The sequence below is a fragment of the Nocardia sp. NPDC059229 genome (genome assembly GCF_042754165.1).
Taxonomy (GTDB): Bacteria; Actinomycetota; Actinomycetes; order Mycobacteriales; family Mycobacteriaceae; genus Nocardia.
The window spans coordinates 70,653-90,648 of sequence record NZ_JBHZAK010000003.1; the positions used below are offsets into that span (position 1 = coordinate 70,653).

Consider the following 19,996-nt stretch of genomic DNA (forward strand, 5'->3'; position numbering starts at 1 on the left):
TAGTATCAGCTGAATTCGACACGAGATGAAGGTGCGAAACATTGATTCGTCGACATGTCCGGAACGGGCGGCGCGGGCTGCGAGCCGCGGCCTTCCTTGCTGCCACAGCGGTTCTCACCGGTCTGATGACCGGCGTCGGTGGAGGCACCGCCTCCGCTGACCCGATCATCGACGGCAAGAAGCTGCTGGCCGATCCGGTCTCGGCGGATGGTTCGAAGATCACCAAGGCCGAGATGAAGGACGACCGGAACATCCGGCTCTACGTCTACTCCGCGGCCATGGGCGCCACCTACCCGGTCGACGTGCAGCGGCCCGCGGACACCTCGGTGCCGCGCCCGACCCTGTACCTGCTCAATGGCGCGGGCGGCGGTCAGGACGACGCCTCCTGGGTCAAGAAGACCAATATCGTCAACGGCTTCCTGGGCGACAAGAACGTCAATGTCGTGCAGCCCATCGGCGGCAAGTGGTCCTACTACCAGGACTGGGACAACGACGATCCGGTCCTCGGCCGCAACAAGTGGACCACCTTCTTCAGCGAGGAACTGCCCCCGCTGATCGACGCCGCCCTCGGCACCAACGGCGTCAACGCCATCGCCGGCATCTCCACCTCCGGCACCACCGTGCTCACCCTGGCCGAGGCCAAGCCGGACCTGTACAAGTCCGTCGCCGCCTACTCCGGCTGCGCCCAGATGGCCGACCCGCAGGGCCAGGAGTTCATGCGCCTGACCGTCGAGACCTGGGGCGGCGGCAAGCTCGAGAACATGTACGGCCCGGCGGATTCGCCCGAGTGGGCCCAGCACGATCCGGTCATCAACGCCGACAAGCTGCGCGGCATCAACCTCTACATCTCCTCCGGCAGCGGTCTGCCCGGCGTGTACGACACCCTCAACGGCGCGTACGCGCTGCCCGGCGCCTACGGCCTGGCCAACCAGATCATCATCGGTGGCGTGATCGAGGCGGGCACCAACTTCTGCAGCCACAACCTGGCGAACAAGCTGAACTCGCTGGGCATCCCGGCCACCTACAACTTCCGGGCCACCGGCACCCACTCGTGGGGCTACTGGAACGACGAGTTCATCAACTCGTGGCCGGTCCTGGCCCAGGGCCTCGGTATCTGACCGAAAGCCCACGCGTACAACGCACAACAGCCCGGCACCGGCACGGTGCCGGGCTGTTGCGCGTTATGGCTGTGGTCACAGCTTGGTAGGAGGTGCTAAACAAAAAGTTCGGGTACCCGTAAACTCGGTGTGTGAGTACCAGCTTGGCCTATCAGCGCAGCCCGTTCCAGCGAGCGCGGTCGGCCGCGGTGCTACTCGGCCCGGCCTTCGTCGCCGCCATCGCGTACGTCGATCCGGGCAATGTCGCCTCGAATATCAGCGCCGGTGCGCAGTACGGCTACCTGCTGGTGTGGGTGGTGGTCATGGCCAATGTGATGGCCGGGCTGGTCCAGTTCCTGTCCGCGAAACTCGGCCTGGTGACCGGCAAGTCGCTGCCGGAGGCGGTGCGGGAGAAGTCCGGCCGTCCGGTGCGGCTCGCGTACTGGGCGCAGGCCGAGACCGTGGCGGTGGCCACCGATCTCGCCGAGGTGGTGGGCGGGGCGATCGCGCTGAACCTGCTGTTCGGACTGCCGCTCATGATCGGCGGCATCATCACCGGCATCGTGTCGATGATCCTGCTGCTGATCCAGAATCTCCGCGGGCAGCAGCCCTTCGAGCGCGTCATCATCGGCCTGCTCGGCATCATCGCGATCGGATTCCTTGCCTCCCTGGTGTTCTCGCCGCCGTCGGCCTCGGAGACCGTGGGCGGCCTGGTGCCCCGCTTCGACGGCTCCGGCAGCGTGCTGCTGGCCGCGGCCATGATCGGTGCCACCGTCATGCCGCACGTGGTCTACCTGCACTCCGGCATGGCCCGCGACCGCCACGGGCATCCGGAGGTGGGCGCCTCGCGAAACCGGTTGCTGCGCGTCACCCGGTACGACGTCGGCCTGGCCATGCTGCTGGCGGGCACGGTGAACCTGGCCATGCTGCTGATGGCGGCGAGCACGCTGCGCGGCCGCGACGGGGTGGACACCATCGAGGGCGCGCACGCCGCGGTCCAGCAGGTACTCGGCCCGGCGGCCGGGCTGTTGCTCGCGGTCGGCCTGCTCGCCTCGGGCCTGGCGTCCACGTCGGTAGGGGCCTATGCGGGGGCCATGATCATGCAGGGCCTGCTGGACCGGCACATTCCCCTGGCCGTGCGCCGCGTGATCACGCTGATTCCAGCCCTGGTGGTGCTCGCGCTGGGCGTCGATCCCACTCGCGCCCTGATCATTTCGCAGGTGGTGCTGTCGTTCGGCATTCCGTTCGCGCTCATCCCGCTGGTGCGCCTCACCAGCGATGCCGGGCTCATGGGCGCGAACGTCAACCACCGCGTCACCACCGGCCTGGCCTGGCTGGTGGCCGCGGTCATCACCGCCCTGAACGTGGTGCTGATCTACCTGACCGTCGCCGGAAAGGGCTGACGCGCCGCGCTATTCGGCGAAGACCGCCCGGCGCTTCTGCAGCATGGCGGCCGCGCCCTCGGCGAAATCGGCCGAGCCGAGCAGTTCGCACTGGCCGGCCTTCTCGGCGGCCAGGGCGGCGTCGAGCGAGGTCAGCGCCGCCCCATTGAGGGCGCGCTTGGTGAGCTCCAGGGCGCGGCGCGGACCGTGCGCGAGCTTGGCGACGGCCGCCTCCACCTTGGCGTCGAGCTCCTCGTCGCCGTACACGCCCGCGATCAGGCTGTGCTCCACGGCCTTTCGCGCCGGGAGCCGCTCGCCGAGCAGCGCCATCTCCGCGGCCAGCGGGCGACCGGCCGCGGCCGCCACCAGGGCCGCCGCGCCGCCGTCGGGCATCAGGCCGATATTGATGAAGGCCAGCAACAGGTAGGCGTCCTCGGACGCGTAGGCCAGATCGGCGGCCAGCGCGAAGGCCACGCCCACCCCGGCCGCCGCGCCCTTGACCCGGGCGACGACCGGAACGGGGGAGTCGACGATCGCTTTGATCATCCGGTTGGCCACGTCCATGGTCATCTCGGGCGTGATGCCGCGTTCCCTCTCGCCCGGGGCGGCGGCCAGATCCGCGCCGGTGCAGAAGTCGCCGCCCGCTCCGGTCAGTACGATGACCCGCACGGCCGGATCCGTCGAGGCCGCGAGCACGGTATCGCCCAGCCCGGCCATGGTGTCGTAACTGAGCGCGTTCTTACGCTTGGGGTTGGTGATGGTGATATGCAGTACCCGCCCGTCCTGAACCGCGGTGTACCCCGGCGTGGTCTCGATGTCGGTCATCGGGCGCTCCCCAGATATATATGCGGCGGCAACGCCGCAGACTGTGTTCGGCTTTGCGAATTGTGGTTAACTTAGGGGGGTTCGTCCGGCACTGTCAACAGCAGGTGTTCGTCGAGAAGGAGAAACTGTATGGTCGCCGATCGCAGCGAGGCAACCCTCGCTTCCGCGCGACCGGACAGTAACTCCGGGCCATCCGACAGCGAACCCGGTCCCCGCCGCCGCCCCAAGAACCGCAAGGCCCAAATCGTGCGGGTAGCGGCCCGGGCATTCGCCGAACGCGGCTACCACCCGGTCGGCGTGGACGAGATCGCGGCCGAGGTCGGCATCTCCGGTCCGGCACTGTACCGCCACTTCACCAATAAATACGCGCTGCTGGTGGCTGCCGCGGAAATGGGCGCACAGCAATTGCTGGACGCCGCCAAGGCCGCCGACCATCCCGAGCTGGAACCGGAACCGCGACTCACCGCGCTGATCCGCGGCATCGCCGAGTACACCATCGACGTGCGCCGCGAGGGCGGGCTGTACCGGTGGGAGCGCCGCTACCTGGAACGCACGGACCGCGACCGCATCCGCGTCATCTACAACGAACTGCGCGCCACCCTGGCCGCCGCGATCGCCGAGCTGTACCCCGACGCGGACACCGCCGACATCGAGCTGCGCGCGGCCGCCGTACTGAGCGCCATCGGCTCCATCACCGCGCACCGCACCGCGCTGTCGACCACCCGCCTGGTCAACCTGATCACCGAGATCTGCTGGGACCTGCTGCGCTGCGACCTGCCGCCCGCGCCCGCCCCGGCCACCGGCGACCCGCTGGTGCGCGGCCTGCCCGTCATCTCCAAGCGCGAGCAGCTGCTCACCGAGGCCATCCGCATCTTCGGACGGCAGGGCTACCACGAGGCCAGCATCGAGGAGATCGGCGCCGCGGCCGGCATCAACGCCTCCAGCGTCTACCGCTACTTCGCCAGCAAGGCCGACCTGCTGGCCGCCGCCTTCCACCGCACCGGCGAGCGGGTCGCCATCGGCAACAACGAGGCGCTGGCCGAGGCCACCAGCCGCGCCGACGCGGCCGTGCGGATCGCCGACCGGTTCACCCGCATGACCTTCGCCATGCCCGAGATCCTGCCGGTCTACTTCTCCGAATTCTCGAATCTGCCCGCCTCCGAACAGCATCGGCTGCGCTCGGTGCAGCGGCAGAACGTGCTCGAATGGGCCAACCTGCTCGAGGGCGACCAGGTCGAGGCGCGCTTCCGGGTGCACGCGGCCATCGCCCAGGTCATCGATGTGGGCCGGCGCATCCGCTTCGACGGGCGGCCCGAGAACCTGGCCCGGGTGAGCGCGCTCATGCGCGCCGTGCTGCTGGGCGTGCCCGCCGCCGAATAGTCTCCGGCGCGCCGCCGAATAGTCTCCGGCGGCAGCCACTTCCACCGTCAGACCCGGTGCCGCATCCGGAACAGCGCGCGGGCCACCCGCAGACGGCGCGGATGCTTCTCGAAGGTGCCCGAGGTGATCTGGTCCTGCGGATGCTTCTCGGTGATCGTCTGCGGCCGCGCGAATTCCCGCAGCGTGCGCGGATCGCGAATGCGGCCCGGCCCGTTGACCCCGTAGACCGGGGCCGCGTTGACCGTGATGAGCTCGCTGCGCAGCCGGGCCGCGAACTCCGGGACGCTGCGGGTGTCACGCGTGAAAACCGAGACGGCGCGCGGCCTTTCGGCGGCATTCACCCGATCGGCGGCCTCGTCCATGGTGGCCACCCGATTCACCACCAGCACCGGCCCGACCGCGTCCCCGGTGACCGCGGTGCTCACCTCGGGCACCTCGGTGAGCACGATCGGCTCGATATACGGTTCGCGGATCGACTCCAGGCTCCCGACCACCAGCCGCGCGCCCCGGGTGACGGCGTCGCGCACCTGGCGGCGCACCACGTCGATCTGGGCGTCCAGGATCATCGGTCCGTAGGAGGCGCGGCGATCCGCGCCCGGGCGCAGCCGCCGGGCCTGATCGGCCACCAGCTCCAGGAACGGTTCGTACACCGAGTCGGCCACGTACACGCACTGCACGCCTGCGGGCTGCTGACCGGAATTGGCCATGGCGCCGTACACCGCGGCCGCCGCGGCGGTATCGAGCTTGGCGTCGACCTGGACCACCATCGACCCGCGTCCCCCCTGCTCGACGAGCAGGGGGGTGGACGCCTGCGCGGCCAGTGTGGCCACCTCCCGGGCCCCCGCGCCGGATCCGGCGTAGGCCAGCTTGTCCACGCGGGCGCGGCACAGGGCGGCGGCGGTGCCGCTGTCACCGGTGACCACCTGCAGCACAGGCTGATTCGGGGCCAGATGGTTCCAGGTGTCGGCCAGCCAGGCACCCACGCCGGGGGTCAGCTCACTGGGTTTGAACACCACCGCATTGCCCGACGCCATCGCACCGGCGATCGAATTCATCGGTGTCAGAACGGGATTCTGCCAGGGGCCGAGCACGCCGACCACGCCCAGCGGCAGGTAGCCGACGGTGCCGGCCGCCTCGCGGCGCAGCGCGGCGCCCAGCCGGGTGGTGCGGCCCAGCGTCTTCTCCGCATGCCGCGCAACCCAATCCAGATGTTCCACCGCCAGCGTCACCTCGATGGCCGCGTCGATGCGCGGCTTGCCGGTCTCGCTGCTGATCAGCTCGACCAGATCGCGGGTGCCGCGGGCCAGGCTGCGTTTCCAGTCCAGTAGCCAGCGTTTGCGCGCGTCGAATCCCAGTGCCGCCCACCATTGTTCGGCACTGCGTGCCGAGCGGACGGTCCGGGTGAGCTCGCCCGCGCCCATACTGGCGTATTCGCCGACGACCTCCCCGGTCCGTGGGTCGAAGGACGTCAGCACCTTGGATCGGCGCGCACCGGCGCGCCCTGTTGCCGGCTGCGCCGACTCGGCCATGGTCAACCTCTCGTGGCCTGTGAATGTCTCTCCCCGCCAACGCCAGACTATGGTTCGAGTCGCAGATGCGACAAGGTAGCGAAATTGCCGCATACCGGCCGGTCTGCGCCTGGATCAGCAGCTATGCGAGAACCTTTTGGTTTGTGACCAAGCACACAGTTTGGAGAATGCTGCTTCGGCAAAGAAACGGCCTTGTTTGGGATGCGCCGGTAACATCACGCCCGGCGGTGTGGATCATCCCGGCGGGCGGTAACGACTCGTCCCCGTGGGATGTGGGGACCCGCCGCACGGGGCGACATCGTTCAGCCCGACCAGTCGATAGTGGAGAGTTGATGCCCAGCTTGGACAGACCGCAACCCGGAGAACCCGACGATCCGGCCGTTTTCGTCGAAGACGTCCGTAAGTCCTTCGGCGAGGTGCACGCGCTGCAGGGGATCAGCTTCACCGCCGCCCGCGGACAGGTCCTCGGCATTCTCGGCCCCAACGGGGCGGGCAAGACCACCACGGTCAAGATCCTGTCCACCCTGCTGCGCCCCGACTCCGGCATCGCCCGCATCGCCGGGCACGACGTGCGCTCGGACCCCGCCGCGGTGCGCCGATCGATCATGATGACCGGCCAGTACGCGGCCCTCGACGAGAACCTCTCCGGTCGCGAGAACCTCGAGCTCTTCGGCCGCCTGATGGGCCTGCCGCGCAAGGCCGCCCGGCAGCGCGCCGACAACCTGCTCGAGGAATTCGACCTCACCGGCGCGGGCCGCCGCGCGGTGCGCCACTACTCCGGCGGCATGCGCCGCCGCGTCGACATCGCCTGCGGCCTGGTGGTCCGCCCCGAGGTGGTGTTCCTCGACGAACCCACCACCGGCCTGGATCCGCGCAGCCGCCAGGGCGTCTGGGATCTCGTCACCGCCCTCAAGAACCAGGGCATCACCGTCCTGCTGACCACGCAGTACCTCGAAGAGGCCGACGTGCTCAGCGACAACATCATCGTGATCGACAAGGGCACGGTCATCGCCGAGGGCACCGCCGACGCCCTCAAGGAGAAGACCGGCGGCAGCTACTGCGAGGTCGTGCCGCTGGACCCGACCCAGCTGACCACCGTCGCCGACGCGCTCGGCGATCTGGTGCCCGACGCGGTCCGCGCGGATATGGACGGCGGCGACCGGCTTTCGATTCCCGCCCCGAACGGTGCGGCCACCCTGTCGGAGGCCCTGCGCCGGCTCGACGCCGTCGGCGTCAAGCTCGCCGACATCGGACTGCGGCGGCCCTCCCTCGACGACGTCTTCCTCTCGCTCACCGGGCACTCCGGCAGCCACGAGGCCGCCGCCGACACGGCCGACACCGCAGGCGTGGCATGAGTGCCCCCGCGGCCGACGCCGCCGACCTGTTCGCCGGCGTACCACCCGCCCGGCCCAGCAGCTTCGCCCAGTGGCGCGCGCTCACCGGACGCGTCGTCTGGGTGATGGCCACCAAGGGCGAACTCGCCGTCGCGGTGATCGTGCCGCTGGTGTTCACCCTCGGCTTCTACCTGCCGCTGAAGTACGTCATGCAGGTCCGCGGCATCCACTACGCGCAGTTCGTCATGCCGATCATCGTGCTGCAGACCATGTCCTTCACCATGATGTCGAACGCGCAGCTGGCCGCGTTCGAGGCCATGACCGGGCTCAACACCCGCATGCAGACCATGCCCATCGGCAAGCTGGTGCCGCTGCTGTCCCGGCTGTCCGCGGGCCTGGTGCGCTCGGTGGTCTCGCTCATCGCGGCCCTGGGCTGGGGCCACCTGATCGGTTTCCGATTCGTCGCCGGCTGGGGACAGGCCGCGCTGTTCTGCGTGTTCTCCCTCGCCGTCGGCACCATCCTGGCCATCGGCGCCGACGGGCTCGGGTCACTGACCAAGAGCCCCGAATCGCTGAGCCAGGCCCTGACCCTGCCGACCCTCATCTTCGGCATGCTGTCCTGCGGCTTCGTGCCCGAGACCGGCTTCCCCGCCTGGGTACGGCCGTTCGTGCGCAATCAGCCCATCTCGCAGTTCTCCTTCGCGCTGCGCGACATGGCCGAGCACGGGGTGACCTGGCAGGTGTTGTGGGTGCCGCTGGTGTGGCTGGGCGGCCTCGCGGTCGTCTTCACGCCGATGGCAATCTGGGCGAGTGTGAGGCGATCATGAGCAGTGCGGTGACGGCCCGAGTGGACGAACAGGATTCGGTGGTCGAAAAGGATTCGGCGGTCGAAGTGGAATCGTGGGCGGGACATCAGCCGCTGCCCGTGGTGAAACCGCGGTCGGAGCGCGCGCTCTCGATCTGGCTGGAACAGAGCCTGATTCAGTGCAAGCGCCTGCTCATCGGCTGGATGCGTGATCCCGCGACCACCATTCAGACCCTCGTCTACCCGGCGGCCACGCTGATCATGTTCCGGATCGTGCTGGGCGACTCCATCACCCAGGCCACCGGCATGCCCAGCATCTACGGCACCGTGCCGATGGTCATGCTGGTCGCGGCCATGTCCGGTTCGGTGGTGAGCGCGCTCGGCTTCAAGACCGAGAAGGCCACCGGACTGCTCGGGCGGTTCTACACCATGCCCATCCATCGCGCGGCCGGACTCACCGGGCGGCTGCTGGCCGAGGCGCTGCGAGTGCTCATCACCTCGCTGTTCGTGCTCGCCGTGGGCGTGTGCATCGGCTTCCGGTTCTGGTACGGGCCCGCGGCTTCGATTGCCATGCTGGGCATTCCGATCCTGTTCGCCATCGGGTTCGCGGTACTGGTGACGGCGCTGGCCACGCTCACCGAGGGCGTGCTGCTGGTCTCGCTGATCGGCATCGTCAACACCCTGCTGATGTTCTTCAACTCCGGCTTCGTGCCGGTGTTCGCCTACCCGGTCTGGCTGCAGAAGACGGTCGAGAACCAGCCCATGAGCACCGCCATCGACGCCATGCGCGGACTGTCCTACGACGGGCCGATCGCGACACCGCTGTGGAAGACCGTGGCGTGGTCGGTCGGCATGATCGTGGTGTGCGCCTACCCCGCGATCCGCGGGTACCGGCGGGCGGCGGAGACCGGAGCCTAGACACGCCCGACCCGTTTCCCCGGAGCCGCACCGGAGTTGGAGTGGCGTGCGTCACGTTAAGGTGGGCGCCATGACTTACCTGGTTACCGGGGCAACTGGGTTCATCGGTCGATTTCTGCTTCCCGAACTCCTGAAACGCGGCGCGGACGTCCACGTCCTGGTGCGCCCGGGCGAGGACTCCGTGCTGCGATTCAACCGCTGCCTGCGCGACTGGGGCGCCGCCGACCGGGTGCGCCCGGTGCGCGGCGACCTCGGCGCGCCCGGGCTCGGCATCGACACGGGCTGGATTGCGGCGCACCGCGGTTCGATCGACCATGTCTTCCACCTGGCCGCTGGCTTCGACACCCGCGGCGCGGGCGGCGGCACCCGGCGGGTCGCCGAACTCGCGGCGGCGCTGGAAGCCGGACGGCTGCACCATGTTTCGACGGTGCGTGTCGCGGGAGCCTGGGAGGGCCTGTTCACCGAGGACATGACCGACGTCGGGCAGCTGCTCCCTACCCCCTCCCAGCGGGCCATGCTGCGGGCCGAACAGGACGTGCGCGAGCAGACCGCGGTGCCGTGGCGGATCTACCGGCCCGCCATCGTGATCGGTCATTCCCGCACCGGCGAGATCGACCGCATCGACGGCCCCTACTACTTCTTCCGGCTGCTGCGCATGGCCGCGCAGCTGCCCCGCATCCTGCCCGTGATCGCGCCCGAACTCGGCGAAACCAATCTGGTGCCGGTCGATTTCGTGGCCCGCGCCCTCGACCACATCGCGCACCGGCCCGGCGACGCACCCGCCACATACCACCTGGCGGATCCGCGCGAGCAGAGCGTCGCCGACGTCTTCAACCTCTTCGCCGACGAGGCCGGGGCGCCGCACCTCATCCAGGTCATGCCCAAGCAGACCCTCGACCTCACCCTGCGCGTGCCCGGCATGGGCTGGGTGTTGCGCCAGGTCGGCATCCCCATGGACGTCATCGAGGACACCGAACTGTCCTGCCGCTTCGACTCCCGCCGCACCGCGGCCGCGCTCGCCGGCACCGATATCAAGGTGCCGCCACTGGCCGCCTACGCCGCGATCGTCTGGAAGTACTGGATCGAGAACTGGGTCTGAGCCCCACCTCGGTCCGGCGTGCTACTGCGCGGTGTCCCCGGGTAGCAGATCTTCCCGGGGTTGCAGCAGATCCTCCCGGGGTTGCAGCAGGTCGTCCAGGGGGCGCGGGCGGCCGTAATCCCAACCCACCCAGCGGTTCCGGTTCCGCCAGCCGACCAGGTCGTAGCGCCAGCGGAACGGCCGGGTGGTGCCGACCGTCATGAACAGCGCCATGCCCAGCGCCGAGTAGTCGGCGTGTGCCGACAGCAGCGCGCGCTGCTGCCGGGGCGGGCGGGTGAAGAACGCGTCGAACATGGCGATGGACTGCGCGGTCGTCAGCCGGCCCAGGCCGTACACGCCCCGCATGCGCATCCAATGGACCAGGCGCGCCTGCCACGGCCACAGCGCCTCGACCGGATCCTCGCCGCGGCGCACCGCGGCCAGGGCGGTGTCCACCAGCGCCAGCGAATCCGCCACGCAGTAACCGGTGATCGGATGCATCATGCCGCCACGCGAGCCGAACGGAATCACCCGGCCGCGACCGGCTTTCGGGGGCAGCTCGTCGAGCGGATAGTGGGCGGCCTCGGTCGGCTCGTCGCCGCGCAGCCGAATCCCGTGCGCCGCCAGCCGATTCAGGGTGCGCCGCCGCAGCTCGTGCTGCGGCATGCCGCCGCGCAGGCCCAGGCTGGTCTCCTCGAAAATCACCGTGCCGTCCCCGAGCGGCACCGAGTACAGGAACGACGGCGGCTCGTCCGGGCCCGCGCCGTTCTCGTCGCGCCAGTCCAGCAGCAGGCCCTCGCCGGCGGTCACCATCGGGGCCGCGGTGTCCTCGTCCACGAAGATGCCGTGCGCGCTGGCGGTGCGCCGGCCGCCCGGCGCGGCCTGGCCGCGGGTGTCGAACACGGTGGCGGCGCGCACCTCGGTACCGTCGGCCAGCTCCACCCGGTGCGCCTCCACCGTGCGCGCGCGGCCCGCGATGACCGTCGCGTCGTCCAGCGGCAACGCGTCGAACAGGCCCTGCTTGGACAGTACGCAGTAGGGCCGGGGAATCCTGTGCTCGGTGGTGGTCCACACCGCGGGCGCCTCGATGCGGCTGGCAATCGCGCCGTGCCCCAGCCACTCCGGCAGCTCGTCCACCCAGCACGAGAAGGTCGGCGCCCACAGCCGCGTCGGCCGCGGATCCACCGCGACCACCCGCATACCCGCCGCCATGGCGCGATGCGCCAGCGCCCGGCCTGTGGGACCGAGCCCCACCACGCATACGTCGGCCGCCCCGCCGACCTCACGGCCACTCATACCCGCATTCAAACAGTCGCGTCCCGGCCCCGCCAGGCCGACTCCGACTTCGCACCGCCGCGCGCTGTGCGGCCGAATCCTCGCCGCGCGCGCCACCCTTCGGTGGTTATTGCCGCTTGCTATCGTGCGTGCCGTGGGCGACCGGCGGATACGACGCGGTGGGGGAGAGACGGAATGAACACCGGCAAGCGGTACTGGTGGGTGCCGCCGACCGCGTCGTCGGTGCTGTTCGGGTTCGGCCTGCCCGTCTACTTCGCGCTCTTCGTGCTCAGCGGGTTCGCCACCGACTCGTGCAACGGCCGCGACTCCTGCCCGAATACCTTCGGTCACCTCGACGACGCGCAGCAGCTGCTGCTGTTCGGGCTGCTCGCGGTGACCGCGCAATGGGTCGTCGCCTACTGGGCGCCGTGGGCGGCGCGGATCGTGCTGGCGATGGTGCCGATCGGGCTGGGTTTCGCGGCCCTGGTCATGCTGATGAGTACCCCGATCGGTCAATAAAAGAGCTGGGAAGGGACGGCAAGTCCATTGCGGCACAACGGACTTGCCGGCCAACGAAGGTTCGGTGTGACGGAACGGCTCACTCGGCCGGCGTCGACGACGGCGCCGCGGGCGGGGTATCGCCGGGTGCGGCCGGCGGGGTGGCGCCGGGCGAATTCGGCGGCGTCCCATTCATATTGGCGTGCTCGCGGGCGTGAGCGATGCGGGTCGCGGCAACGGCGCCGTTGGATTCCTGACCCTGCACCATGATCTGATCGCCGACCGCGAACTGCGCGGCGGTCTCGCTCTTCGCCTTGGTGCCGAATTCCGTGGTGGAGGAGATGTTCACGGTCTCGGTGCTGCCGTCCCGCTTGGTGATCACCCAGGATCCGGAGCCCTCGCTGGTGATCTTGCCGCGGACGCCCCGGCCGCCCTGACCACCCTGGCCGTCGCCGTGGCGTCCATTGGGTTCCTGCTGCTGATTGCCGCTGCCCGCGGAATTGTGATCGCTGGACCCGCAGGCGGCCAGGCCGAGCGTGGCCGCCAGGGCCAGCGCCGCGCCGGCCACGGAGAGCGTGACACGACTGGGCCGGCGTCGTCCCGGAGGGGAGTGGGAACTGTCTGCGGCGGGAATTGAATCTGTCATGGCCGCAACGCTATTGATGGTGGCTGTGAGGTTCCTCGGCGTCGGCTGGTGAGTCACTTCCAGTCGGGTGCGACTACTTCGGCGTCACCCAGGTGGTGATGTCGGCGTGCACGACCTCCAGGCCCGCCCGGTCGAAGATCGACACCGGCACCACCAGATCCTGCCCCTCGGTGATCTGCGAGAAATCCGGAACCTCCGGCAACTTCGCGACCGCCCGCAGTCCCGAGTTCGCCTTCGCCAGATACTGCACGTTCATCGCCTTGGGGATCCACCGATGCGTCTCCGGCACCGTCGCCTCCGACAGCATGCCCATCGCCACCTCGGCCAGGTTGCACGCCGCGATCGCGTGGAACGTCCCCAGATGATTGTGAATCCCGAACCACTTGGGTGCGGTCACCTCGCACAGCCCCGGCTCCAGCCGCACCACGCTCGGCAGCACGGTCCCGAAATACGGCACCCGCGCCACCATCCCGAGCGAGAACAACGTGTGCCCGATCCGATTGTCGGGAAGCTTCTTCCACCCGCGATATGTAGCGGTCTCTTTGGCCATGCCTGTATCTTACTCAAAAGTAAGTTATGGGGAAGGATCCCTCCGGTCCGGCTCCCGGGCTCCCGCGAATCGGTCATCGAATCGGTAGGCGGCTTGCCTCGCCGCGCGAAACCAATTGGTTGCTTGTTATCTGGATTGGCCGCGCCGGAGGTGCGGCTGGGAGCCGACGCCACACGGGTCGGCTATCGGGGAAATCAGGAGTTCTCGAAATCATGCGTATTCGCACCGCGGTGGCCACCGTTGGCATCGCACTCGCGGGGGCGGCCCTCGCCACCACCGCATCCGCCGGTTCGGCCGCGGCCTTCACGCCGTACATCAATCCGGGCGGCGGCATCTACGTCGGTGTGGACCTCGACCACGACGAGACCGTGGCCCTGTCCAACACCTGGATCCCGGCGGCGATCGACCAGATCAACCGGGCCAACAACCGGATCGCCCTCGACCCGTACTACTCGGAGATTCCGATGGTCGACGGCAAGCTGTACGGCAGCCTGACCCAGGTCGTCGGTGAGGCCGCCGACACTCCCGGAGGACAGGTCGGCCTGGCCCTGGTCGACCCCGCCGTGCATCACGGTGGCAACTTCCTGTTGATTCAGGACCTCGGCGGCTGGGACTACTACCTCCAGTACCTCCGCGACCGCTGAGGTGTGAAATGGCCGGTGCGAGAGCGGAGTTCCGCACCGGCCATCGCGCTCTCCGGGCCGGGCGGGTCGACCCGGTGTGACCAGGGCCATCGAGTCCGGGGTGGGGGAGGGGGCGATTTGAAGTGGGCTGGGGACTCGAGGCATACTGTTCGGGTTGCCCACACCGGGTTGCGTCTTTTCCGTTGGATCGGCGCTGGTCGTGGGTGAGCAAGACCCAATTTTGCACCCCGCTGGATTGCGGCGTGGGTGCGTCCGGAACAATGTTCCGAGGCTTACAGGATTTTGGTCCGGGCCGAGGAATGGGCGGCGGAGCGACACGCCCGACCGCGTGGACCGGATGAACCATGACAGATGAACAGCGGCGATGGATCGGGCCCAGGTGGCCGGTCGTGTGGTGGCTGATGCGTCTTCGTGTGTTCGGGCTGTGCAAATGAGGGTGGTGTGAGAGCGAAGGCTCTTGGACCACAACGTAAGCGGAGAAAAGGACACTCAGCGTGGCGGGACAGAAGATCCGCATCAGGCTCAAGGCCTACGACCATGAGGCGATCGACGCGTCTGCGCGCAAGATCGTCGAGACGGTGACCCGTACCGGTGCCCGCGTCGTCGGCCCGGTGCCGTTGCCCACCGAGAAGAACGTGTACTGCGTCATCCGTTCGCCGCACAAGTACAAGGACTCGCGCGAGCACTTCGAGATGCGTACGCACAAGCGGCTGATCGACATCCTCGACCCGACGCCGAAGACGGTTGACGCCCTGATGCGTATCGACCTGCCGGCCAGCGTCGACGTCAACATTCAGTGACGGGGACTTCGAATATGACTGACAACAAGAGCCGTCCGGCCGCGGGCATCCTGGGCACCAAGCTCGGCATGACCCAGGTCTTCGACGAGAAGAACCGCGTCGTTCCCGTGACCGTCGTGAAGGCGGGCCCGAACGTCGTTACCCAGATCCGCACGGTCGAGCGTGACGGCTACTCCGCCGTCCAGGTCGCCTACGGCGCCATCGACCCGCGCAAGGTGAACAAGCCGGTCTCCGGCCAGTTCGCCAAGGCCAACGTCACCCCGCGCCGCCACATCGCCGAGCTCCGCCTCGCCGATGTCTCGAACCTCGAGGTCGGCCAGGAGCTCAACGCTGACGTCTTCGAAGAAGGCGCCTACGTCGACGTGACCGGCACCTCCAAGGGCAAGGGCTTCGCGGGCACCATGAAGCGCCACGGCTTCCGTGGCCAGGGTGCCTCGCACGGTGCGCAGGCCGTGCACCGTCGTCCGGGTTCCATCGGTGGTTGCTCCACCCCGGGCCGTGTCTTCAAGGGCATGCGCATGTCGGGCCGCATGGGTAACGACCGCGTCACCACGCAGAACCTCTCGGTCCACAAGGTGGACGCCGAGAACGGCCTGCTGCTGATCAAGGGCGCGATCCCGGGCCGCACCGGCGGCATCGTGATCGTCAAGAGTGCAGTGAAGGGTGGTGCCCGGGCATGAGCACCGAGACCAAGACCAACCTGACGCTCACGGTCAAGGCCGCTGGCGGCAAGACCGAGGGCACCGTCGAGCTCCCTGCGGAGATCTTCGACGTGACCGCGAATATCGCGCTGATGCACCAGGTTGTCGTGGCCCAGCAGGCCGCGGCTCGCCAGGGCACGCACGCCACCAAGACCCGCGGCATGGTCCGCGGTGGTGGCAAGAAGCCGTACCGTCAGAAGGGCACCGGCCGTGCGCGCCAGGGTTCGACCCGTGCGCCGCAGTTCGCCGGCGGTGGCACCGTCCACGGCCCGCAGCCGCGTGACTACACCCAGCGCCTGCCCAAGAAGATGAAGGTCGCCGCGCTGCGTGGCGCTCTGTCGGACCGGGCTCGCAACGAGCGCATCCACGTGATCACCGAACTGGTTGCGGGACAGACCCCGTCGACCAAGTCGGCCAAGTCCTTCCTCGCCGAGCTGTCGGAGCGGAAGAACATCCTGGTCGTCGTCGGCCGTGAAGATGTCACCGCGTGGAAGAGCGTGGCGAACCTGCAGGGCGTGCACCCGATCGCCCCGGACCAGCTGAACACCTACGACGTTCTCAAGAGCGACGAAATCGTGTTCTCGGTCGAGGCGCTCAACGCCTTCGTGCACGGCCCCGCCGAAGCTGCACAGGAGGAGAGCAAGTGACCACCATCGCCGATCCCCGCGACATCCTGCTCGCGCCGGTGATCTCCGAGAAGTCCTACGGACTGATCGAAGAAGGCACCTACACCTTCCTGGTGCACCCGGACTCGAACAAGACGCAGATCAAGATCGCCGTTGAGAAGGTTTTCGGTGTGAAGGTCACGAGCGTCAACACCGCCAACCGTCAGGGCAAGCGCAAGCGGACCCGCTTCGGTTACGGCAAGCGCAAGGACACCAAGCGCGCGCTCGTGACCATCTCGGCCGACAGCAAGCCCATCGAGATCTTCGGAGGCCCGGTCGCGTAAGCGGCTGGAGCTCCAGAAAGTAGAGAAGAACTCATGGCAATCCGTAAGTACAAGCCGACAACCCCGGGCCGCCGCGGTGCCTCGGTCTCGGACTTCGCCGAGATCACCCGCACGACCCCCGAGAAGTCGCTGCTGCGTCCGCTCACCAAGACCGGTGGCCGTAACGCGCAGGGCCGCATCACCACTCGTCACAAGGGTGGCGGCCACAAGCGTGCCTACCGTCTGATCGACTTCCGTCGACTGGACAAGGACGGCATCCCGGCCAAGGTCGCGCACATCGAGTACGACCCCAACCGCACCGCCAACATCGCGCTGCTGCACTTCGCCGACGGCGAGAAGCGCTACATCATCGCGCCCAAGGGCATCGCCCAGGGCACGAAGATCGAGTCGGGCGCCGGCGCGGACATCAAGCCGGGCAACAACCTGCCGCTGCGCTCCATCCCGACCGGTACCACCGTTCACGCGGTGGAGCTGCGTCCGGGCGGCGGCGCCAAGCTGGCCCGTGCCGCGGGCATGTCCATCCAGCTGCTGGGTAAGGAAGGCGCCTACGCCGTCCTGCGTATGCCCTCCGGTGAGATCCGTCGCGTCGATGTGCGCTGCCGCGCCACCATCGGCGAGGTCGGCAACGCCGAGCAGTCGAACATCAACTGGGGTAAGGCCGGCCGTATGCGGTGGAAGGGCGTTCGCCCGACCGTCCGTGGTGTGGTCATGAACCCGGTCGACCACCCGCACGGTGGTGGTGAGGGTAAGACCTCCGGTGGTCGCCACCCGGTCTCCCCGTGGGGCAAGCCCGAGGGCCGCACCCGTAAGCCCAACCGTCCCAGCGACAAGCTCATCGTCCGCCGCCGCGGCAAGAAGCGTTAAGGAGGAGGTTAGACATGCCACGCAGCCTGAAGAAGGGCCCGTTCGTCGACGAACACCTCCTCAAGAAGGTGGACGTCCAGAACGAGAAGGGCACGAAGCAGGTCATCAAGACCTGGTCGCGTCGTTCCACCATCATCCCGGATTTCATCGGCCACACGTTCTCGGTCCACGACGGCCGCAAGCACGTGCCGGTGTTCGTGTCCGAGAACATGGTTGGACACAAGCTCGGTGAATTCGCGCCGACTCGCACGTTCAAGAGCCACGTCAAGGAAGATCGGAAGAGCAAGCGGCGATGAGCACTGAAACTCAGAACCCGACCGCGCGCGCGACCGCCAAGCACGTTCGCGTGACGCCGATGAAGGCCCGCCGAGTCGTGGACCTGGTCCGTGGCCGCCGTGTCGAGGATGCGCTGAACATCCTGAAGTTCGCGCCGCAGGCCGCGAGCGAGCCGGTCGCCAAGGTGGTGGCCTCGGCCGCCGCCAACGCGGAGAACAACCTCGGCCTGAACCCGGCCACGCTGGTCATCTCGACCGCGTACGTCGACGAGGGCGCGACCATGAAGCGTTTCCAGCCGCGTGCCCAGGGCCGCGCGTTCCGGATCCGCAAGCGCACCAGCCACATCACCATCGAGGTCGAGAGCGTGCCCACCGCCGGCGCTGCCACTCGTAGCCGCCGGAAGGGAGGGGCAAAGTAAATGGGACAGAAGATCAATCCCCATGGCTTCCGCCTCGGTATCACCACCGACTGGAAGTCGCGTTGGTACGCGGACAAGCAGTACGCGGACTACGTGAAGGAAGACGTCGCGATCCGCAAGCTCCTCGCCACCGGCATGGAGCGGGCCGGCATCTCGAAGGTCGAGATCGAGCGCACCCGTGACCGCGTGCGTGTGGACATCCACACCGCGCGTCCGGGCATCGTGATCGGCCGTCGTGGCGCCGAGGCCGACCGCATTCGCGCCGAGCTGGAGAAGCTCACCAAGAAGCAGGTTCAGCTGAACATCCTCGAGGTCAAGAACCCCGAGTCGGATGCGCAGCTGGTTGCTCAGGGTGTGGCCGAGCAGCTCTCGAACCGTGTGGCGTTCCGTCGCGCGATGCGCAAGGCCATCCAGTCGGCCATGCGTTCGCCGAACGTCAAGGGCATCCGTGTGCAGTGCTCCGGCCGTCTCGGCGGCGCGGAAATGTCGCGCTCGGAGTTCTACCGTGAGGGTCGGGTGCCGCTGCACACGCTGCGCGCCGACATCGACTACGGCCTGTACGAGGCGAAGACCACCTTCGGCCGCATCGGCGTGAAGGTCTGGATCTACAAGGGCGACATCGTCGGCGGCAAGCGTGAGGTCACCGCGGTGGCCCCGTCCGGCCGCGAGCGTGACGACCGCCCGCGTCGCGAGCGTCCGAGCCGTCCCCGTCGCAGCGGTGCCCAGGGCACCACCGCGACCAGCACTGAGGCCGGGCGTGCCGCGACTGCTGTCGCGGAGGCTCCGGCAGAGAACCAGGAGGGCTGACCTATGTTGATGCCCCGCAAGGTCAAGCACCGTAAGCAGCACCACCCGAAGCGCTCCGGCATGGCCAAGGGCGGCACCGCGGTTTCGTTCGGCGAGTTCGGCATCCAGGCTCTGGAGCCCGCCTACGTGACCAACCGTCAGATCGAGTCCGCTCGTATCGCGATGACCCGCCACATCAAGCGTGGCGGCAAGGTCTGGATCAACATCTACCCGGACCGCCCGCTCACCAAGAAGCCGGCCGAAACCCGCATGGGTTCCGGTAAGGGTTCGCCGGAGTGGTGGATCGCGAACGTGAAGCCCGGTCGGGTCATGTTCGAGCTTTCTTACCCGAACGAGGAGACCGCTCGTGAGGCCCTGCGCCGCGCGATGCACAAGCTCCCGATGAAGTGCAGGATCGTGACCCGAGAGGAGCAGTTCTGATGGCTACTGCCAATCCGGCCGCAGAGCTCCGCGAGCTCGACAATGACGCGCTCGTCGCGAAACTGCGCGAATCCAAGGAAGAGCTGTTCAACCTGCGCTTCCAGATGGCGACCGGCCAGTTGCAGAACAACCGGCGCCTGCGTGTGGTCCGCCACGAGATCGCGCGCATCTACACGGTCATGCGTGAGCGCGAGCTCGGCCTGGCCTCCGGTCCTGAAGGCAAGGGAGACGCGGCATGAGTGACGCCAAGGGCCCGGCCAAGACGCCGGCCAAGCAGGAGGAGCGGGGCCAGCGCAAGGTGCGCATCGGCTACGTCGTCTCCGACAAGATGACCAAGACCATCGTGGTCGAGCTGGAAGATCGCGTGAAGCACAAGCTTTACGGCAAGATCATCCGCACCACCTCGAAGGTGAAGGCCCACGACGAGAACGAGATCGCCGGTGTCGGCGACCGCGTGCAGCTGATGGAGACCCGTCCGCTGTCCGCCACCAAGCGGTGGCGTCTGGTCGAGGTCCTGGAGAAGGCCAAGTAAGCCTGCTCCATGACTTTGAACAAGTCGTAGAACATTGGCCCGCTTCCCGAAAGGGAAGCGGGCCAATGTGTTTTGTGGGTGTGGGCGGAGTGTTTTGTGGGTGTAGGCGGACTCCGCTTCCCTTCGGGGCCACCGTGGTTCGAGTAATTCGTCGCATATGTGTGGCTGTTTTTCTGTGGGTCGATAGGTTCTATGCGTGCCCGCGCTCGAGTGTGACCAAACCGAAACCCGGTATATCCGAACGGAATTGGCGTGTCGCCCCGGTGAG

General features: G+C 68.1%; 25 protein-coding genes. 20 read left to right on the plus strand and 5 right to left on the minus strand.

The genetic code is table 11. The annotated features are described in order from the left end of the window. Positions 1-125 precede the first annotated feature (125 nt). Together ACFXHE_RS09320 and ACFXHE_RS09325 are read left to right on the plus strand one after the other, a co-directional pair. The gene (locus ACFXHE_RS09320; protein WP_379382087.1) at positions 126-1,118 is read left to right on the plus strand and encodes an alpha/beta hydrolase; all 993 of its coding nucleotides are present in this window, start codon (positions 126-128) and stop codon (positions 1,116-1,118) included. Between the two features lie 131 nt (positions 1,119-1,249). Continuing rightward, entirely contained in the window at positions 1,250-2,500 is a 1,251-nt protein-coding gene (locus tag ACFXHE_RS09325) for an Nramp family divalent metal transporter (RefSeq protein WP_379381483.1), read from the plus strand. Between the two features lie 9 nt (positions 2,501-2,509). On the opposite strand, the gene ACFXHE_RS09330 is transcribed toward ACFXHE_RS09325, so the two are convergent. Then, complete coding sequence (locus ACFXHE_RS09330) at positions 2,510-3,304, minus strand: enoyl-CoA hydratase-related protein (protein WP_379381485.1); 795 nt, start codon at positions 3,302-3,304, stop codon at positions 2,510-2,512. Between the two features lie 129 nt (positions 3,305-3,433). Here ACFXHE_RS09330 and ACFXHE_RS09335 point away from each other — a divergent pair, with 129 nt between their 5' ends. Continuing rightward, positions 3,434-4,684, plus strand: coding sequence for a TetR/AcrR family transcriptional regulator (locus tag ACFXHE_RS09335; RefSeq protein WP_379381487.1), 1,251 nt, complete (start codon positions 3,434-3,436; stop codon positions 4,682-4,684). A 47-nt stretch (positions 4,685-4,731) separates the two neighbouring features. On the opposite strand, the gene ACFXHE_RS09340 is transcribed toward ACFXHE_RS09335, so the two are convergent. After that, entirely contained in the window at positions 4,732-6,213 is a 1,482-nt protein-coding gene (locus ACFXHE_RS09340; RefSeq protein WP_379381489.1) for an aldehyde dehydrogenase family protein, read from the minus strand. A 332-nt stretch (positions 6,214-6,545) separates the two neighbouring features. Here ACFXHE_RS09340 and ACFXHE_RS09345 point away from each other — a divergent pair, with 332 nt between their 5' ends. The 4 genes from ACFXHE_RS09345 (at position 6,546) to ACFXHE_RS09360 (ending at position 10,369) form a co-directional block, all read left to right on the plus strand. Continuing rightward, the gene (locus ACFXHE_RS09345) at positions 6,546-7,568 is read left to right on the plus strand and encodes an ATP-binding cassette domain-containing protein (RefSeq protein ID WP_379381491.1); all 1,023 of its coding nucleotides are present in this window, start codon (positions 6,546-6,548) and stop codon (positions 7,566-7,568) included. Further along, positions 7,565-8,374: an ABC transporter permease gene (locus tag ACFXHE_RS09350; protein ID WP_379381493.1), complete on the plus strand. Its 810-nt coding sequence runs from the start codon at positions 7,565-7,567 to the stop codon at positions 8,372-8,374. Before ACFXHE_RS09345 ends, ACFXHE_RS09350 begins: the two co-directional genes overlap by 4 nt. Then, complete coding sequence (locus ACFXHE_RS09355) at positions 8,371-9,270, plus strand: ABC transporter permease (protein ID WP_379381494.1); 900 nt, start codon at positions 8,371-8,373, stop codon at positions 9,268-9,270. Before ACFXHE_RS09350 ends, ACFXHE_RS09355 begins: the two co-directional genes overlap by 4 nt. A gap of 70 nt (positions 9,271-9,340) precedes the next feature. Continuing rightward, positions 9,341-10,369 carry an SDR family oxidoreductase gene (locus tag ACFXHE_RS09360; RefSeq protein WP_379381496.1) on the plus strand — a complete coding sequence of 343 codons (1,029 nt, stop codon included), beginning with the start codon at positions 9,341-9,343 and terminating at the stop codon, positions 10,367-10,369. Positions 10,370-10,390: 21 nt separating this feature from the next. Here ACFXHE_RS09360 and ACFXHE_RS09365 read toward each other — a convergent pair whose 3' ends face one another. Beyond that, positions 10,391-11,644 carry a lycopene cyclase family protein gene (locus tag ACFXHE_RS09365; RefSeq protein WP_379381498.1) on the minus strand — a complete coding sequence of 418 codons (1,254 nt, stop codon included), beginning with the start codon at positions 11,642-11,644 and terminating at the stop codon, positions 10,391-10,393. 174 nt (positions 11,645-11,818) lie between these two features. Here ACFXHE_RS09365 and ACFXHE_RS09370 point away from each other — a divergent pair, with 174 nt between their 5' ends. Continuing rightward, on the plus strand, positions 11,819-12,142 hold the full coding sequence (locus ACFXHE_RS09370) for a hypothetical protein (RefSeq protein ID WP_379381500.1): 324 nt from the start codon (positions 11,819-11,821) through the stop codon (positions 12,140-12,142). A gap of 79 nt (positions 12,143-12,221) precedes the next feature. On the opposite strand, the gene ACFXHE_RS09375 is transcribed toward ACFXHE_RS09370, so the two are convergent. Then, positions 12,222-12,767 (minus strand): DUF5666 domain-containing protein, encoded by a 546-nt coding sequence (locus ACFXHE_RS09375; RefSeq protein WP_379381502.1) that lies wholly within the window; start codon positions 12,765-12,767, stop codon positions 12,222-12,224. A gap of 73 nt (positions 12,768-12,840) precedes the next feature. Further along, positions 12,841-13,317: a hotdog fold domain-containing protein gene (locus ACFXHE_RS09380; RefSeq protein WP_379381504.1), complete on the minus strand. Its 477-nt coding sequence runs from the start codon at positions 13,315-13,317 to the stop codon at positions 12,841-12,843. Positions 13,318-13,529: 212 nt separating this feature from the next. Between ACFXHE_RS09380 and ACFXHE_RS09385 the strand changes: the two genes are divergently transcribed. From ACFXHE_RS09385 to rpsQ, 12 genes are all read left to right on the plus strand, one after another. After that, the gene (locus tag ACFXHE_RS09385; protein ID WP_379381506.1) at positions 13,530-13,961 is read left to right on the plus strand and encodes a hypothetical protein; all 432 of its coding nucleotides are present in this window, start codon (positions 13,530-13,532) and stop codon (positions 13,959-13,961) included. Between the two features lie 494 nt (positions 13,962-14,455). Continuing rightward, positions 14,456-14,761, plus strand: coding sequence for a 30S ribosomal protein S10 (gene rpsJ / locus ACFXHE_RS09390; protein ID WP_003938093.1), 306 nt, complete (start codon positions 14,456-14,458; stop codon positions 14,759-14,761). A gap of 14 nt (positions 14,762-14,775) precedes the next feature. Continuing rightward, positions 14,776-15,441: a 50S ribosomal protein L3 gene (rplC, locus tag ACFXHE_RS09395; RefSeq protein WP_379381508.1), complete on the plus strand. Its 666-nt coding sequence runs from the start codon at positions 14,776-14,778 to the stop codon at positions 15,439-15,441. Beyond that, positions 15,438-16,109 (plus strand): 50S ribosomal protein L4, encoded by a 672-nt coding sequence (rplD, locus tag ACFXHE_RS09400; protein WP_379381510.1) that lies wholly within the window; start codon positions 15,438-15,440, stop codon positions 16,107-16,109. The genes rplC and rplD overlap by 4 nt, the downstream gene beginning before the upstream one ends. Beyond that, on the plus strand, positions 16,106-16,411 hold the full coding sequence (gene rplW / locus ACFXHE_RS09405) for a 50S ribosomal protein L23 (protein ID WP_014981657.1): 306 nt from the start codon (positions 16,106-16,108) through the stop codon (positions 16,409-16,411). The genes rplD and rplW overlap by 4 nt, the downstream gene beginning before the upstream one ends. A 33-nt stretch (positions 16,412-16,444) precedes the next feature. Beyond that, positions 16,445-17,275 (plus strand): 50S ribosomal protein L2, encoded by an 831-nt coding sequence (rplB, locus tag ACFXHE_RS09410; protein ID WP_379381512.1) that lies wholly within the window; start codon positions 16,445-16,447, stop codon positions 17,273-17,275. 14 nt (positions 17,276-17,289) lie between these two features. Beyond that, positions 17,290-17,571 carry a 30S ribosomal protein S19 gene (gene rpsS, locus ACFXHE_RS09415; protein ID WP_019931198.1) on the plus strand — a complete coding sequence of 94 codons (282 nt, stop codon included), beginning with the start codon at positions 17,290-17,292 and terminating at the stop codon, positions 17,569-17,571. Then, complete coding sequence (rplV, locus tag ACFXHE_RS09420) at positions 17,568-17,969, plus strand: 50S ribosomal protein L22 (protein ID WP_040855202.1); 402 nt, start codon at positions 17,568-17,570, stop codon at positions 17,967-17,969. Before rpsS ends, rplV begins: the two co-directional genes overlap by 4 nt. Further along, entirely contained in the window at positions 17,970-18,776 is an 807-nt protein-coding gene (gene rpsC / locus ACFXHE_RS09425; RefSeq protein WP_354830580.1) for a 30S ribosomal protein S3, read from the plus strand. A gap of 3 nt (positions 18,777-18,779) precedes the next feature. After that, positions 18,780-19,196: a 50S ribosomal protein L16 gene (gene rplP, locus ACFXHE_RS09430; RefSeq protein ID WP_040804212.1), complete on the plus strand. Its 417-nt coding sequence runs from the start codon at positions 18,780-18,782 to the stop codon at positions 19,194-19,196. Beyond that, positions 19,196-19,435 carry a 50S ribosomal protein L29 gene (rpmC, locus tag ACFXHE_RS09435; RefSeq protein WP_040855205.1) on the plus strand — a complete coding sequence of 80 codons (240 nt, stop codon included), beginning with the start codon at positions 19,196-19,198 and terminating at the stop codon, positions 19,433-19,435. The genes rplP and rpmC overlap by 1 nt, the downstream gene beginning before the upstream one ends. Further along, positions 19,432-19,728: a 30S ribosomal protein S17 gene (gene rpsQ / locus ACFXHE_RS09440; RefSeq protein WP_354830578.1), complete on the plus strand. Its 297-nt coding sequence runs from the start codon at positions 19,432-19,434 to the stop codon at positions 19,726-19,728. Before rpmC ends, rpsQ begins: the two co-directional genes overlap by 4 nt. Positions 19,729-19,996: the final 268 nt, after the last annotated feature.

Bases quoted from the DNA above. Each gene is read 5' to 3' on its own strand.
- ACFXHE_RS09320 (WP_379382087.1), top strand. From the start codon at position 126: ATGACCGGCGTCGGTGGAGGCACCGCCTCCGCTGACCCGATCATCGAC.
- ACFXHE_RS09330 (WP_379381485.1), bottom strand. From the start codon at position 3,304: ATGACCGACATCGAGACCACGCCGGGGTACACCGCGGTTCAGGACGGG.
- ACFXHE_RS09335 (WP_379381487.1), top strand. From the start codon at position 3,434: ATGGTCGCCGATCGCAGCGAGGCAACCCTCGCTTCCGCGCGACCGGAC.
- ACFXHE_RS09340 (WP_379381489.1), bottom strand. From the start codon at position 6,213: ATGGCCGAGTCGGCGCAGCCGGCAACAGGGCGCGCCGGTGCGCGCCGA.
- ACFXHE_RS09345 (WP_379381491.1), top strand. From the start codon at position 6,546: ATGCCCAGCTTGGACAGACCGCAACCCGGAGAACCCGACGATCCGGCC.
- ACFXHE_RS09350 (WP_379381493.1), top strand. From the start codon at position 7,565: ATGAGTGCCCCCGCGGCCGACGCCGCCGACCTGTTCGCCGGCGTACCA.
- ACFXHE_RS09355 (WP_379381494.1), top strand. From the start codon at position 8,371: ATGAGCAGTGCGGTGACGGCCCGAGTGGACGAACAGGATTCGGTGGTC.
- ACFXHE_RS09360 (WP_379381496.1), top strand. From the start codon at position 9,341: ATGACTTACCTGGTTACCGGGGCAACTGGGTTCATCGGTCGATTTCTG.
- ACFXHE_RS09365 (WP_379381498.1), bottom strand. From the start codon at position 11,644: ATGAGTGGCCGTGAGGTCGGCGGGGCGGCCGACGTATGCGTGGTGGGG.
- ACFXHE_RS09370 (WP_379381500.1), top strand. From the start codon at position 11,819: ATGAACACCGGCAAGCGGTACTGGTGGGTGCCGCCGACCGCGTCGTCG.
- ACFXHE_RS09375 (WP_379381502.1), bottom strand. From the start codon at position 12,767: ATGACAGATTCAATTCCCGCCGCAGACAGTTCCCACTCCCCTCCGGGA.
- ACFXHE_RS09380 (WP_379381504.1), bottom strand. From the start codon at position 13,317: ATGGCCAAAGAGACCGCTACATATCGCGGGTGGAAGAAGCTTCCCGAC.
- ACFXHE_RS09385 (WP_379381506.1), top strand. From the start codon at position 13,530: ATGCGTATTCGCACCGCGGTGGCCACCGTTGGCATCGCACTCGCGGGG.
- rplC (WP_379381508.1), top strand. From the start codon at position 14,776: ATGACTGACAACAAGAGCCGTCCGGCCGCGGGCATCCTGGGCACCAAG.
- rplD (WP_379381510.1), top strand. From the start codon at position 15,438: ATGAGCACCGAGACCAAGACCAACCTGACGCTCACGGTCAAGGCCGCT.
- rplB (WP_379381512.1), top strand. From the start codon at position 16,445: ATGGCAATCCGTAAGTACAAGCCGACAACCCCGGGCCGCCGCGGTGCC.
- rpsS (WP_019931198.1), top strand. From the start codon at position 17,290: ATGCCACGCAGCCTGAAGAAGGGCCCGTTCGTCGACGAACACCTCCTC.
- rplV (WP_040855202.1), top strand. From the start codon at position 17,568: ATGAGCACTGAAACTCAGAACCCGACCGCGCGCGCGACCGCCAAGCAC.
- rpsC (WP_354830580.1), top strand. From the start codon at position 17,970: ATGGGACAGAAGATCAATCCCCATGGCTTCCGCCTCGGTATCACCACC.
- rplP (WP_040804212.1), top strand. From the start codon at position 18,780: ATGTTGATGCCCCGCAAGGTCAAGCACCGTAAGCAGCACCACCCGAAG.
- rpmC (WP_040855205.1), top strand. From the start codon at position 19,196: ATGGCTACTGCCAATCCGGCCGCAGAGCTCCGCGAGCTCGACAATGAC.
- rpsQ (WP_354830578.1), top strand. From the start codon at position 19,432: ATGAGTGACGCCAAGGGCCCGGCCAAGACGCCGGCCAAGCAGGAGGAG.